Genomic DNA, 13,188 nt, shown 5'->3' on the forward strand with positions numbered 1-13,188 from the left:
TTCCGCTTCCGCACTCAGGAGAGACCCATGCGCCCGCAGCAACCCACCTTCCGTTATGCCGCCCTCGCCCTGGCCCTGTCCGCCGCCTGCCTGTCGGCGCCGGCCTGGTCGGCCGAGCGCGTGAACCTCGGCGCCCTGGCATCGAACGGCCCGGTCGACGGCTTCATCGTCGGCTATCGCAAGGGCAGCGCCAGCCGCACCGACGCCGGCGCGCTGCAGCGCGGCCTCAACAACGCCGCGACCGTGTTCGGCCGCGCCAAGCCGCTGAGCCTGCAGCGCGAGCGCAGCCTGGGCATCGGCGCCGAACTCGTGCGCGTGAGCACCGCGCTGGACGCGGTCGAGGCGGCGACGCTGATGCGCCAGATCGCGACCAATCCGGACGTGGAATACATCGAGCCCAACATCCGCCTGTACCCGGTGCTCACGCCCAACGATCCGCAGTTCTCCACGCAATACGGGTTCGGCACCGGCGCCGGCGGCAGCAACGCCACCACCGCCTGGGACAGCGGCTACCTGGGCCAGGGCAAGATCGTGGCGGTGGTGGATACCGGCATCACCTCGCACCCCGACCTCAACGCCAACGTGCTGGCCGGCGGCTACGACTTCATCAGCAGTTCCAGCACCGCCGGCGACGGCAACGGCCGCGACGCCGATCCTTCCGACCCGGGCGACTACACCACCTTCCTGCAGTGCGGCTTCGCCAATCCGTTGCCGACCAACTCCAGCTGGCACGGCACCCACGTCGCCGGCACGGTCGCGGCGGTGACCAACAACGCCACCGGCGTGGCCGGCATGGCGCATCAGACCAAGATCCTGCCGGTGCGCGTGCTCGGCCGCTGCGGCGGCACCCTGGCCGACATCATCGACGGCATCGTCTGGTCTTCGGGCGGCACGGTCACCGGCGTGCCGGCGGTCGGCGCCAACAAGGCCAACGTGATCAACATGAGCCTGGGCGGCAGCGGCGCCTGCAGCGCGGCGATGCAGTCGGCGATCGACGGCGCGGTCTCGCGCGGCACCACCGTGGTGGTGGCGGCCGGCAACAGCAACGCCAACGTGTCGGGCGCGACGCCGGCCAGCTGCAACAACACCGTGGTGGTGGGCGCGACCGATTCGGCCGGCGCCAAGGCCAGCTTCTCCAGCTACGGCGCTGGCGTGGACGTGTCCGGCCCCGGCGTGAGCATCCTGTCGACGGTCAACCTGGGCACCAAGGGGCCGACCACGGCCGGTTATGCGTCCTACAGCGGCACCTCGATGGCGACGCCGCACGTGGCCGGTCTGGTGGCGATGATGCTGTCCAAGCCCGGCACCGATCCGACGCCGGCGCAGGTCGAGGCGCTGCTCAAGGCCAACGTCAAACCCTTCGGCGCCGCGCCGGCGCAACCGATCGGCACGGGCATCATCGACGCCAAGAAGACGCTGGACGCGACGCCCTGAGCGATCGCCGGGTCGCGGCCATAAAAAAACCCCGGCCTGTGCCGGGGTTTTTCTTGTTGCGATCCGATCAACGCGAACTGCACAGATCGTTGGCGCAGACGTTGCGCTGTTCCAGCGTGCGGTCCACGCCGGCCTTGTTGCGTACCGACTCGCGCTCGGCTTGGCGCTGCGCGGCGGTCCTGCAGACCCGCTCGACGCGGTTGCTGCCCATCGACCTGACCCGCTCGCAGACCAGACGTTCGCCGGCCACCTGCTCGGGCACGGCGGCGATCCAGGCCAGGTCGGCATCGAGCCGCGCGCGCTGGCTCTCGTCCAGGCCGTCGTAGCCCTGCCCTTCCAAGGCTTTGAACACGCCGTCCTGACGCTTGACGAGCTCGCGCTTCACGTCGGTCGGCAGGCGTCCGTAACGGCCGCTGCCGGCGTCGACCTCGCTGCGGATCTGACGCTGCTGCTGCAACGTCGTGGCGGCGTCGAAGGCCGTCGCCTCCTGGGCCGAGGCTATCGAGGCCACGGCCAGAGCCGCGATCAATATCGAACTCAAACTTAGTACGCGCATGGTTTCCTTGCCTGCAAAGAGGCCGGACGACCGGTCGCGCCCGTCTCGTGTCTAGGCGGGCGCGCGCGTCCCCGGTCGCCCGCGCCGCTGCGCATGAACGCAGCGGCACGGTCGATCCTAAGTGAGCGCGCCGGCGCACAAACGGCGGCGCGCGATTCCGCCAAATTCGGACAAGTCGCTCAGACGGCTTCGTCGGCGGTGGCGTTGTCGGCCGCCGCACGCGCCTGCGCCGCCATCAGCCACAGCGACAAGGCGATGGCCACGGCGACGATCGCCGCCGCCGCGTAGCCCAGCGCGCCCACGCCGATCGCATCGATCACGCCGCCGCCGACCAGCGCGCCCACGCCGATGCCGAGATTGGCGCCGGAGATGTTCAAGGACGCGGCGAACGCCGACGCATCCGGCGCCGCCTTCATCACCCGCACGTGGCTGACGATGAACAGCGCCGCCTGGGTCACGCCCCACAGCGTCAGCGCCAGGGCCAGGCCCCAGGTCGAACCGATCGCCGGCACCACCGCCAGCAGGCCCAGCGCCATCGGCGCACTGAACAACAGCGAGGCGCCGATCGGATTGCGGTCGACCAAGCGCCCGCCGATGCTGTTGCCGATCAGACCGACCGCACCGAACGCCATCAGGGTCCAGCCGATCCAGCTGCCGTCGAAGCCGGCCAGCCGTTCCAGCAGATCGGCCAAGTAGGTGTAGGCGGTGAACATGCCGGTGAACAGCAGCGTCGACAGCAGCACGTGGCCCAGCAACAGCGGATCGCGCAGCACGCGGAACTGCTCGCCCAGCGGCGCGTGCGGCCGCTCCAGGCGGCTGGCGGGCAGGAAAAAGTACAGCAGCGCGGCCTTGCCGAACGCGACCGCGGACAAGGCGCCGAACGCGACGCGCCAGCCGAACGCATCCGACACCAGGGTTCCGATCGGCACGCCCAGCACCGTCGCGCAGATCACGCCGAAGGAAATCACCGAGATCGCGCGGCCGGCGCGCTCCTGACCGACCAGATCGACCGCGGTCTCGCTGGCCAACGCCCAGAACACCGGCACGCCCAGCGCCGGGATCAGGCGCGCGAACGCCATCACGCCGATGTTGGGCGCGAATGCGGCGACCAGGTTGGACAGGCCGAACAGCAGCAGCACGATCACGAACAAGCGCTTGCGCTCGAAGCGCGAGAAATAGGCGGTCAGGAACGGACCGCTGGCGGCGACCGCGAACGCGAACAGCGTCACCAGCAGGCCGGCCTGCGGGATGCTGACGCCCAGGTCGCGCGCCAGCGGCGGCAGCAGGCCGACCAGGATGAACTCGGTGGTCAGCACGGTGAAACCGGCGGCCGACAGGAGAAAGATGGGCAAGAGCGGCACGTGTGGCTCCGAAGTGGGCAGACAAAGGCACGACAGCGAACGCCGTCGACCGGGACGGGATCGATGATCGGGAGGGAGTGGCGGCGACCGGATCGCGCAGCGATCCGCGGGACAGGGATGCAATCTAGTCGGCGACGCAGTACCGATAAACGCGAACGGCGCGGCGTCTGCGTTCCAGCAGCGGATCAATCGCCGCCAAGCGGCGCCACGCTTAGGTTTCGCGAGAATTCGGCGTTCTGGGAATCATTATCCCAAACCGCCGCGCCGCTTACACCGAAGCGGCGATGTGCTCGCGCAGCCAGCGATGCGCGGGATCGCGGTGCGAGCGCTCGTGCCACAGCATCGACAGCTCGAAGCCGGGGATGTCCAGCGGCGCTTCGTGCACGCGCAAGCCGCTGGCGCCGCGCACCAGGCGCGAGGGCAGCATCGCCACCAGGTCGGTACCGGCCAGCACCGATTTCACGAACAGGAAATGCGGCACCGACAGCACCACGCGGCGCGCCAGGCCGGCCTGCGCCAGCACCTGATCGGTGGCGCCGTGGAAACCGCCACCGTCGGGCGATACCAGCACATGGTCCAGCGCGCAGAACTGCGCCAGCGTCGGCCGGCGTTTCAGACGCGGGTGATCGGCGCGCCCGACCAGCACGTAGCGTTCCTTGAACAAGGCGCGTCGGTGCAGTTCCTCGGGCGCGCCTTCGGTGATGTGCAGGGCCAGATCGATATCGCCCTGCTCGGCCTGGCGCACGATACGCGGCGGCAGCATCTGCAGCACCGCCAGACGGCAGCCCGGCGCTTGCGCGCGCAGGCCGGCCAGGGCCGGCAACAGCACCGCCGATTCGCTGTAGTCGGCCGCGGCCACGCGCCAGGTGCGCTGGGCGCGCGCGGGATCGAACGGCTGCGGCGAGGACACCGCGCGCTGCACCGCTTCCAGGGCCTGCCGCAGCGGTTCGCGCAGTGCGTCGGCGCGCGCGGTCGGGCGCATGCCGCGCGGGCCGGGCAGCAGCAGCGGGTCGCCGAAGACTTCGCGCAACTTGGCCAGATGCACGCTGACCGCGGGCTGGGAGAAATTCAGACGCTGCGCCGCGCGCGTCACGTTGTGCTCGGCGAGCAACGCGTCCAGGGTCACCAGCAGGTTGAGGTCGAGACGCCTTAAATTAAGCATCGATATACCTGGAATATCGAGAATTCATTTCAAATATACCGCGTACCGCCCTAGGCTGCGCATCTCCCTCACGCAGAGCCCGCCATGAACGTGCTGATCGTCTATGCCCACCCCGAACCGCGCTCCTTGAACGGCTCGCTCAAGGATTTTTCGGTGCGGCGCCTGCAGGACGCCGGCCACACGGTCCAGGTCTCGGACCTGTACGCGATGCGCTGGAAGGCGGCGTTCGACGGCGACGACCAACTGGACCGGCCGGCCGACGCGCGTTTCGATCCGGTGCTGGATTCCAAGCGCGCCTACGCCGGCGGCAGCCAGAGCGCCGACATCGCCGCCGAGCAGGACAAGCTGCGCTGGGCGGACGCGGTGATCCTGCAGTTCCCGCTGTGGTGGTTCACCATGCCGGCGATCCTCAAGGGCTGGATCGACCGCGTCTACGCCTATGGCTTCGGCTACGGCGTGGGCGAGCACTCGGACGTGCGCTGGGGCGACCGCTACGGCGAAGGCACGCTGGCCGGCAAGCGCGCGATGCTGGTGGTCACCACCGGCGGCTGGGAATCGCATTACAGCGCGCGCGGCGTCAACGGACCGATCGACGACGTGCTGTTCCCGATCCAGCACGGCGTGCTGTATTACCCCGGCTTCGAGGTGCTGCCGCCGTTCGTGGTCTACCGCACCAGCCGCGTGGACGAGCGCCGCTACGAGACGGTACGCGATGCGCTGGGCGAACGCCTGGACGCGCTGTGGACCACGCCGCCGATTCCGTTCCGTCGCCAGAACGGCGGCGCCTACGAGATTCCGGCGCTGACGCTGAAGCCGGAGATCGCGCCGGAGCGGGTGGGGTTCGCCGCACACCTGGAGTGAGCGCGGGCGGCGGCATGGCAGCACCACTGCGGCGCGACGATTCGCGCCTGCGGCCGGGCAAGCTTAGGGCGCGTCCTCCGTCGGCGCGTCCAACGCAGCGGCCGGCAACTCCATCAGCTGCTGCTGCAGGTCGAACAGCAGCTCGTCGTCGCCCGGCAGCCAGCCTTCGGCTTCCTGGCCGCGGTAATGACGGTGGAACGCGCGCTGCGCTGCGGCCGGGTCGCGCAGGTCGTAGCCGATCGTGCGCAACGCTGCCCAGGGATCGAAGCCAGGCGGCGGCGGCAGGCGCTGTTCGCGCGGCCACAGGCCGAATCCGGCCTGGGCCAGACGCTGCCAGGGAAACAGCGCGCTGGGATCGTGCTTGCGCGTGGGCGCGATGTCGCCATGGCCGATCACCAACTGCGGCGGGATCGACAGCCGTTGGGTGATGTCCTGCAACAAGCGCAGCAGGGTCTGGATCTGCGCCTCGGAAAACGGCTCGCTGCCGTCGTTGTCCAGCTCGATGCCGATCGAGGCCGAGTTGAGATCCTCGATGCCGCCCCAGCGCGCGAGGCCCGCATGCCAGGCGCGGTCCTGCTCGGACACCAGCTGATAAAGCCGGCCGTCGTCGTGGATCAGGTAGTGCGCGCTCACCTGGCGCTCGGGCGCGGGCCGGCTGAGGACGTACAAGGCGCCGTCGGCGCTGTCCATCTCGGTGTGGTGCAGCACGATCAGCACCGGCCGCCGCGGGCTGTAGTTGGGCGAGCCGTACCACTGCGCCAGCGGATTGCGCTCAGGCTTCGGCTCCGGGACGGGCACGGGCACGGGCGCTGGCACTGGCGTCGGCGCTGGCAGGCTCGCGCATGCGCTCAGCCCCAGCAGCAGCGCAGCGGCGAACAGCGTGCGCAGCGCATTCACAGCACGCGCGCGCACGACGTTTTCAGGGTCGAACGCATCCGAACCGCGCGCATCGTGACTGCACGCTCCGCAAGCGGACACTTCACCACCGGACATCGATCGCACCATCGCAGCATCGCGACTTCAGCCGCGTCGCCTCGGATCGTCGCATGCGGCGGCCGCACAGGCGAGCGCGCAGGTGTTCACGACTACGGCGGTCTTCGGCACCGATCCGTCGCGGCCTACGGCCAGGACGCGCGGCGGGCGGGCCGGAGACCGCCACCCGTCGCGCGATCGCGCCTCATTCGCCCGCGGGCGCGTCCGCCTGCGATGCCGGTCGCCGCAGCTGCCGGCGCAGGCCGATGCCGTAGGTCAGGTAATACGCGATCAAGGTCGCGGCGATCGCCATCGTCAGCGGGCTGGCCTGCGCGGTCGGCACGCCGCCGGAGAACGCGCCGCCGGCCCAACGCCAGGCCAGCCGCCCGACCAGCAGCAGCGACAGCGCGCCGCCGATCCAGGGATTGGGTGTGTAGTAGGCCTCGCGCAGACAGGGTTCGACGTGCGTATGACGCAACGCGAACACGCCGATCGCGGTGCCGGCCACGATACCGGCGGCGATGCCCGGCCAGACGTGCGGCAGCATCACCGCGGCCACGATCAGAGCCAGCATCACCACGCCCAGCAGGATCAGGCGCGCCAGCGCGCGCTTGGGGCGATAAGGCTGGCGGCCGAACAGGCGGCGGATACGACGGTACAGGATGAAGCCGACGCCCGCGGTGGCGAGGATCGGCGTCAGGGCGGGCAAAGTCAGTTGCATGGCGGCACTCCCGGCGATGCCGCACCTTAGCGCCCGCGGGCCCGTCGGCGTCAGGTGCCGTAGGTCACTTTCTCGCGGGCACCGCGTCCGCGGACGCGCTCAGCCGGCCTTGATCTTGTGCCCGCCGAACTCGTTGCGCATCGCCGCCAGCAGCTTGTCGGCGAAGGAATCGCTCTCGCGCGAGCGCAGGCGCTCCAGCAGGGACGCGGTGATCACGGGGGCCGCCACGTCCAGGTCGATGGCCTCGGCCACGGTCCAGCGGCCCTCGCCGGAGTCCTCGACATAGGGCGCGATGCCGTCCAGCGCCGGGTTCTTGCCCAGTGCATCGGCACCCAGGTCCAGCAGCCAGGAACGCACCACGCTGCCGTGGCGCCAGATCTGCGCGATCTGGTGCAGGTCCAGGTCGAAGCCGGGCTTGCGCTGCATGATCGCGAAGCCCTCGGCGTAAGCCTGCATCAGACCGTACTCGATGCCGTTGTGGACCATCTTGGTGAAGTGCCCCGCGCCGCTGGGTCCGACCCGGCCCCAGCCGCGCTCCGGCGCCGGCGCCAGGATCTCGAAGATCGGACGCAGGCGCTCCACCGCGTCCTCGTCGCCGCCGATCATCAGGCTGTAGCCCTCGGCCAGGCCCCAGATGCCGCCGCTGGTGCCGGAGTCGACGTAGTGCAGGCCGCGTTCGGCCAGTTCGGCCGCGCGCCGCTGGGTGTCCTTGTAGTTGGAGTTGCCGCCGTCGATCACGGTGTCGCCCGGCGCCAGCAGCGGCAGCAGCTCGGCCAGGGTCTGATCGACGATGGCGCCGGCCGGCACCATCAGCCAGACCGCGCGCGGTGCCGGCAGGGCGGCCACCAGTTCGGCCAGCGAGGCCGCCGCGCCGATGCCGTGCGTGGCCGCTTGTTCGCGCGCCGCGGCGCCCGGGTCGTAGCCCGTCACGCGATGCCCGCCGCGCACCAGGCGCTGCGCCATGTTCGCGCCCATCCGGCCCAGACCGACCATACCCAGATCCATCGCGCGCTCCCGGTGTTAGTGTTGCCGCAGTGTATGGGGCCGGCCGGGCGGGCCCGCAACACCGTCCTCACGCACCGCTGCGTTGCGCGGCCGCTGCTGACAGGAACTGACGCACGCCCGCGCGATGATGATCCCACGCCCACCAAGGACCTTCCCATGCCCGTGCAAGGCAGCTGTCACTGCGGCAAGACCCGTTTCGAAGTCGCCGAGGCCCCGGCCGAGGTCGTCCGCTGCACCTGTTCGATCTGCAGCAAGCGCGGCGGCTTGTGGGCCTATTACACGCCCGACCAGTTCCGCCTGCTCACGCCGATCGAGGACGTGGCCACCTACCGCTGGAACACCGGCATGGTCGCCCACCACTTCTGCGCCACCTGCGGCTGCACCACCTACGGCGAAAGCCCGAGCTGGGTGGACTTCAAGCCCGATTTCGACAACCCCAAGATCAGCATCAACGCCCGCCTGCTCGACGAGTTCGACCTCGATGCGGTGCCGGTGACCGTGATCGACGGCAAGAACCTGTGGTGATCTCGGCGGCGCGGCCCTAGAGGCCGTGCCCGCCCACCGGCGCGGTGACCGTGCCGGCATCGAAACCGGCGATCAACGGCATGGCGCGCGCGATCGCCGCGCGCACTGCCGGCAATTGCAGGGAGCCGGCATGGCTGGCCTGGCTGTCCCAGACTTCGGTGATCCAGACCGTGTCCTGGTCGCCCGCGTCGTGGGCGACGATGTAGCTCAGGCAGCCGGGCATGTCGTGCACGCCTTCCAGCAGAATCGCGACCAGCTCGTCGCGCTTGCCGGCGGTGGCGGTCATCTTGCCTATCAATCCGTACATCGTCGGCGCTCCTGCAGGACTCGCGCGCAGCGGCGCGAAGGCGGCGCCGGCCAACACCGCGCCGGCGATCGATACGAACTCGCGTCGGGTGCGGTCCATGGCGGTCATGGTAGCGCGCCGAACGGCGCCGCCGGTCGCGGGATGACGGCGCCTACACGGCCCGTCGCTATGATGCGCAGGCGCGAGCCTCCATCGGCTCGCGCCCATCACGGGGAGGCGCGTATGCCCTGGACTCGCGAACGACTCGACGCCGAACTGGCCGCGCTCGAGCTGCGCCTGCGCGACATCGAGCACGAGGCCGACCGTCACGACGTGCTGTCGCGCTTCGCGCAGTCCGCCAATCCCATTCTCGAAGCCGCCGCGGCCGACGATTACGCACACGCGCTGGACCGCGTCCAGGGCATGCTGGCCGCGCGCGGCTGGGTGCTGGAGGACGACGGCGTCGCCGGCTAACGGCGCCGCGCCGGCCTCAGGCCGCCAGCACCGCGATCGCCTCGACTTCGAACAGCATGCCGTCCAGGGCCAGGCGCGGCACCGGAATCAGCGTGCAGGCGGGCTTGGCGCCGTCGCCGAATGCGGCCGCGAGTTCGGCGCCGAACACCTGCAGCCGCGCCTCGTCGTGATCGACGATCAACACCGTGAGCTTGGCCACGTCGACGGTGCCGGCGCCGGCCGAGGCCAGTACGGTCTTCAGATTGCTCAGCGCCTGGCGCACCTGCTCGCGGAAGTCCGGCGACAGGCGGCCGTCCGCGGTTTCGCCGCCCTGCCCCGCGACCAGCAGCCAACGCGCCGCGCCTTCGACGCGAGCGAGGTGCGAATAGCCGTTGGGTGCGGGGTCGTACAGGCCGGTGGGATTGGAAAGCGTGAGTACCGAAGTCTGGCGGAACGTGGTCATGGAACATCCTGTGAGGTGGGGAGGTGTGGCCCGGTATGGCGACCGCGAGCACGCGTTCGAGCGCGCCGCGCGGGCCGGACTACACAGGGACGACGATCCGGCCCGCGCCGGCGTGACATCGCCGGCCCCGGCAAACGCAGCCCTGAACTCACAGCCGCGGCTCCACCGCGTTGGTATCGACAGGCGGGCGTGCGTGCGCGTCCGCCGACCCTACCCTGCACGCGCGGAGATGCGAGATGAGCAACGCAACACACCGGTACGCTCACGCGGCGCTGGCCGCCGTGTTCTGGCTGGCGGGACTGGCGGCGGCGGGATGGAGCGCGCGCGCCGAGGCGGCGTGCCCGGGCGCCAGCCCCTGCGAAACCATTCACGTCTATCGGATCCAGTCCTGGCCGACGATCCAGGTCGATGCCGCGGGACGGCCGTTGATCTCGATCCAGGAGGCCAACGGCGCCGACGAGAAAGCCTTCAAGGTCGCGGTGTCCGGCCAGACCAAGTCCAAGGCGTTGGCGATCCGCTACGACGTCACCCGCATCGAAGACCCGCCGAACGACTACTGCGAGTGCAACCTGGAAAACGGCGGCAAGGGCTGTCCGTCCAACCTGCCGCCTTTGCAGTTGCACCAGTGTTCGCGCGTCTGCCGTCGCGGCGATCTGGCCTGCACGGGCACCGGCTTCAACGTCAAACAGGACAGCGGCGGCAAGTGGTACTCCTTCCCCGCCGCCACCCAGTGCGGCGGCGTGCGCGTGATCTGGAAGAAGCACGGCTTCGGCGCGGTCAAACCCACCTCGTGCGACTGGCTGGAGAACTCGCGGGTGATCAAGGAAGTCGGCTGCATCGCCACCGCCCTGGCCACCGCGCCGGCGCCCAGCCTGGACACGCTGTACAACAACGAGGCGCCGTGCCCGTCCATCGCCGAGGCCACGCTGGTGTACATCCCCTGATGCCAGAGGCTTGCTATCGCGCCCGCCGTGGTCGGGCGGGCGCGTTTTCATCGCGATACGCCTACAGCCCCAAAGCGCTGAGCCCCGGATGATCGAGCGGACGCCGCGCCGACGCATCCCAGTGGAACTTGCGATCGCGTTCCTCGATCGCCACATCGTTGATCGAGGCATGGCGCTGGCGCATCAATCCGCGCGCGTCGAATTCCCAGTTCTCGTTGCCGTAGGCGCGATACCAGCGGTCGCCCTCGTCGCGCCATTCGTAGGCGAAACGCACCGCGATGCGGTCCTCGCCGTAGGCCCACAGCTCCTTGATCAGCCGGTAGTCGAGTTCCTTGGCCCACTTGCGGGTCAGGAAATCGACGATCGCCGGCCGCCCGCTGAAGAACTCGGAACGATTGCGCCACGCGCTGTCCTCGCTATAGGCCAGGGCGATGCGGGCCGGGTCGCGGCTGTTCCAGGCGTCCTCGGCGGCGCGCACTTTGGCGATGGCGCTGTCCAGGGTGAAGGGCGGCAACGGCGGGCGTGTTTCGTGGGTGTCCATAGGAGGTCTCTCGAGAGCGGATAAGGCGGCGCTGCGGATCGTCGCAGCGCCGCAAGACGAATCAATGCTTGGCCAGGAAGTCGCGGATCAGCTGCGCGATCTGCGCGCCGTGGGTCTCCAGCGCGAAGTGGCCGGCGTCGAGCAGGTGCACTTGCGCGTCCGGATTGTCGCGGCGGTAGGGCTCGGCGCCGGCGGCCAGGAAGATCTGGTCGTTCTTGCCCCAGATCACCAGGGTCGGCGGCCGGTGCTTGCGGAAGTAGGCCTGCCATTGCGGGTACTTGGGCAGGTTGTTGCGGTAGTCGTAGATCATCGCCAGTTGTATGTCGGTGTTGCCGGGGCGGTCCAGGTAAGCCTGATCGAGCATGTACGCATCAGGGCTGACCAGGCTGGGGTCGGGCTCGCCGTGCAGATACTGCCAGCGCGTCCCCTCCAGCGTCATCGCGGCCTGGCGCAGATGCTCGCCGTTGGCGGCGCTGTGGTCGTTCCAGTAGGCCTTGATCGGGTCCCAGAACTTGCCGATGCCTTCCTCGTAGGCATTGCCGTTCTGCACGATCAGCGCGCTCACGCGTTCGGGGTGCTGCGAGGCCAACCGGAAGCCGACCGGCGCGCCGTAGTCCATCAGGTACAGCGCATAGCGGCGCAGCTCCAGCTGGCGCGCGAACTGGTCCATCAGCGCGGCGTAGTGATCGAAGCTGTACTCGAAGCGATCGGGTGCAGGCGCGGCGCTCTGGCCGAAGCCGGGGTAGTCCGGCGCGATCACCCGGTAACGGTCGGCCAGGCGCGGGATCAGGTCGCGGTACATCTGGCTGGAGGTCGGGAAGCCGTGCAGCAGCAACAGCACGGGCGCATCGCGGCGGCCGGCCTCGCGATAGAAGATGTCCACGCCGTCGACGCGCACGCTGCGGTAGTGGACGGCGGTCGCGTCCGAATGCGTCGCGACGGTGACAGGCGGGTCTTGCGCAAGCACGGCCGGGCTGGCGAACGCGGCCGTCGCGGCCAGCAGCAGCGAGGCGCCGGCGCGCAGGAAGCGCGAGGTGGGGACGGATGAGGCGGACATGGCGGGCTCCTGTAAAGGGTGGGTTCGTTTTTGTACCGAGCGATCGGTACAATAGAAACGCCGTCCCGACCCGTCAACGCCGCCGATGCGGACGCAGCGTTGCACGCATGCGTTCATTGACCGGCCGCCGCTCTGAGACGATATTGGACCGATCGTTCCAACCGACCCGACCGTCATGCCCGCCCCCCTGCTCTCCCGCGATGCCGTGATCGAACGCCTGCTGGGCGCGTTCCGCCGCTACGGCTACGACGCCGCATCGCTGGGCCAGTTGTCGCAGGCCACCGGACTGGGCAAGTCCAGCCTGTACCACTACTTCCCCGGCGGTAAGGAAGAAATGGCGCGCGCGGTGTTGGACAGCGTCGATGCCTGGGTGCACGAGGCGATCCTGGCGCCGCTGCAAGGCGCCGGCACGCCGGAACGCCGCCTGGCCAAGGTGGCATCCGCGCTGGACGGCTTTTACGGCGGCGGCGCCGAGGCCTGCCTGCTCGGCAACCTGGTGGTCGGCGACGCGCAGTCGCTGTTCCAAGACCGCCTCGGCGCGTCCTTTCGCAGCCTGATCGACGGCTTTGCGCGCCTCGCGCGCGAGAAGGGCGTGTCCGCGCGCGAGGCGCAGCGGCGCGCCGAGGACGCGGTGCTGCGCATCCAGGGCGCGCTGATCCTCTCGCGCGGCCTGGACGATCCGGAGCCGTTCCGCCGCATGCTGAGCACCCTGCCGCAACAGCTGCTGGCCTGATCGCGCGCGGGCGTCGCATCCGCGCCGGAGAATTCGTGCGCACGACCGACCGTTCGTCGGTGGCGTGGCCGATCGCGCCTCCCCGCGTCGTTGGCTGATGAGTACCGGCCGCTG

At 69.8% G+C, this 13,188-nt stretch carries 16 protein-coding genes; 6 read left to right on the forward strand and 10 right to left on the reverse strand.

Features of this window, described 5'->3' with window-relative positions; translation table 11 throughout:
• Positions 1 to 27 precede the first annotated feature (27 nt).
• Positions 28 to 1,434 (forward strand): S8 family peptidase, encoded by a 1,407-nt coding sequence (locus LVB77_RS19480; RefSeq protein ID WP_232907849.1) that lies wholly within the window; start codon positions 28 to 30, stop codon positions 1,432 to 1,434.
• A 67-nt stretch (positions 1,435 to 1,501) separates the two neighbouring features.
• Here LVB77_RS19480 and LVB77_RS19485 read toward each other — a convergent pair whose 3' ends face one another.
• The 3 genes from LVB77_RS19485 to LVB77_RS19495 all read right to left on the reverse strand — a co-directional run bounded on the left by LVB77_RS19485 (position 1,502) and on the right by LVB77_RS19495 (position 4,513).
• Complete coding sequence (locus LVB77_RS19485; RefSeq protein WP_232907850.1) at positions 1,502 to 1,990, reverse strand: hypothetical protein; 489 nt, start codon at positions 1,988 to 1,990, stop codon at positions 1,502 to 1,504.
• 179 nt (positions 1,991 to 2,169) lie between these two features.
• The gene (locus LVB77_RS19490; protein ID WP_232907851.1) at positions 2,170 to 3,351 is read right to left on the reverse strand and encodes an MFS transporter; all 1,182 of its coding nucleotides are present in this window, start codon (positions 3,349 to 3,351) and stop codon (positions 2,170 to 2,172) included.
• Between the two features lie 268 nt (positions 3,352 to 3,619).
• A complete protein-coding gene (locus tag LVB77_RS19495) occupies positions 3,620 to 4,513 on the reverse strand; it encodes a LysR family transcriptional regulator (RefSeq protein WP_232907852.1) in 894 nt (297 codons plus the stop codon).
• Positions 4,514 to 4,597: 84 nt separating this feature from the next.
• On the opposite strand from LVB77_RS19495, the gene LVB77_RS19500 reads away from it, so the two are divergent.
• On the forward strand, positions 4,598 to 5,374 hold the full coding sequence (locus tag LVB77_RS19500) for an NAD(P)H-dependent oxidoreductase (RefSeq protein WP_232907853.1): 777 nt from the start codon (positions 4,598 to 4,600) through the stop codon (positions 5,372 to 5,374).
• A 63-nt stretch (positions 5,375 to 5,437) separates the two neighbouring features.
• On the opposite strand, the gene LVB77_RS19505 is transcribed toward LVB77_RS19500, so the two are convergent.
• The 3 genes from LVB77_RS19505 to gnd all read right to left on the reverse strand — a co-directional run bounded on the left by LVB77_RS19505 (position 5,438) and on the right by gnd (position 8,072).
• On the reverse strand, positions 5,438 to 6,178 hold the full coding sequence (locus LVB77_RS19505; RefSeq protein WP_232907854.1) for an N-acetylmuramoyl-L-alanine amidase: 741 nt from the start codon (positions 6,176 to 6,178) through the stop codon (positions 5,438 to 5,440).
• Between the two features lie 373 nt (positions 6,179 to 6,551).
• Complete coding sequence (locus tag LVB77_RS19510; protein ID WP_232907855.1) at positions 6,552 to 7,067, reverse strand: hypothetical protein; 516 nt, start codon at positions 7,065 to 7,067, stop codon at positions 6,552 to 6,554.
• A gap of 99 nt (positions 7,068 to 7,166) precedes the next feature.
• On the reverse strand, positions 7,167 to 8,072 hold the full coding sequence (gene gnd, locus LVB77_RS19515; RefSeq protein WP_232907856.1) for a phosphogluconate dehydrogenase (NAD(+)-dependent, decarboxylating): 906 nt from the start codon (positions 8,070 to 8,072) through the stop codon (positions 7,167 to 7,169).
• A 156-nt stretch (positions 8,073 to 8,228) separates the two neighbouring features.
• Between gnd and LVB77_RS19520 the strand changes: the two genes are divergently transcribed.
• Entirely contained in the window at positions 8,229 to 8,597 is a 369-nt protein-coding gene (locus tag LVB77_RS19520; protein ID WP_232907857.1) for a GFA family protein, read from the forward strand.
• 16 nt (positions 8,598 to 8,613) lie between these two features.
• Here LVB77_RS19520 and LVB77_RS19525 read toward each other — a convergent pair whose 3' ends face one another.
• On the reverse strand, positions 8,614 to 9,003 hold the full coding sequence (locus LVB77_RS19525; RefSeq protein ID WP_232907858.1) for a putative quinol monooxygenase: 390 nt from the start codon (positions 9,001 to 9,003) through the stop codon (positions 8,614 to 8,616).
• A 123-nt stretch (positions 9,004 to 9,126) separates the two neighbouring features.
• On the opposite strand from LVB77_RS19525, the gene LVB77_RS19530 reads away from it, so the two are divergent.
• Positions 9,127 to 9,357 (forward strand): hypothetical protein, encoded by a 231-nt coding sequence (locus LVB77_RS19530; RefSeq protein WP_232907859.1) that lies wholly within the window; start codon positions 9,127 to 9,129, stop codon positions 9,355 to 9,357.
• Positions 9,358 to 9,373: 16 nt separating this feature from the next.
• Here LVB77_RS19530 and LVB77_RS19535 read toward each other — a convergent pair whose 3' ends face one another.
• Complete coding sequence (locus tag LVB77_RS19535) at positions 9,374 to 9,799, reverse strand: RidA family protein (protein ID WP_232907860.1); 426 nt, start codon at positions 9,797 to 9,799, stop codon at positions 9,374 to 9,376.
• 236 nt (positions 9,800 to 10,035) lie between these two features.
• Between LVB77_RS19535 and LVB77_RS19540 the strand changes: the two genes are divergently transcribed.
• Complete coding sequence (locus LVB77_RS19540; RefSeq protein WP_232907861.1) at positions 10,036 to 10,743, forward strand: hypothetical protein; 708 nt, start codon at positions 10,036 to 10,038, stop codon at positions 10,741 to 10,743.
• Positions 10,744 to 10,804: 61 nt separating this feature from the next.
• Here LVB77_RS19540 and LVB77_RS19545 read toward each other — a convergent pair whose 3' ends face one another.
• Complete coding sequence (locus LVB77_RS19545; RefSeq protein WP_232907862.1) at positions 10,805 to 11,284, reverse strand: nuclear transport factor 2 family protein; 480 nt, start codon at positions 11,282 to 11,284, stop codon at positions 10,805 to 10,807.
• Between the two features lie 61 nt (positions 11,285 to 11,345).
• Positions 11,346 to 12,341, reverse strand: coding sequence for an alpha/beta hydrolase (locus LVB77_RS19550; RefSeq protein ID WP_232907863.1), 996 nt, complete (start codon positions 12,339 to 12,341; stop codon positions 11,346 to 11,348).
• Between the two features lie 175 nt (positions 12,342 to 12,516).
• Between LVB77_RS19550 and LVB77_RS19555 the strand changes: the two genes are divergently transcribed.
• Positions 12,517 to 13,074 carry a TetR/AcrR family transcriptional regulator gene (locus LVB77_RS19555; protein ID WP_232907864.1) on the forward strand — a complete coding sequence of 186 codons (558 nt, stop codon included), beginning with the start codon at positions 12,517 to 12,519 and terminating at the stop codon, positions 13,072 to 13,074.
• The last annotated feature ends 114 nt before the right edge of the window (positions 13,075 to 13,188 follow it).

It is taken from the genome of Lysobacter sp. 5GHs7-4, assembly GCF_021284765.1.
Lineage (GTDB): Bacteria > Pseudomonadota > Gammaproteobacteria > Xanthomonadales > Xanthomonadaceae > Lysobacter.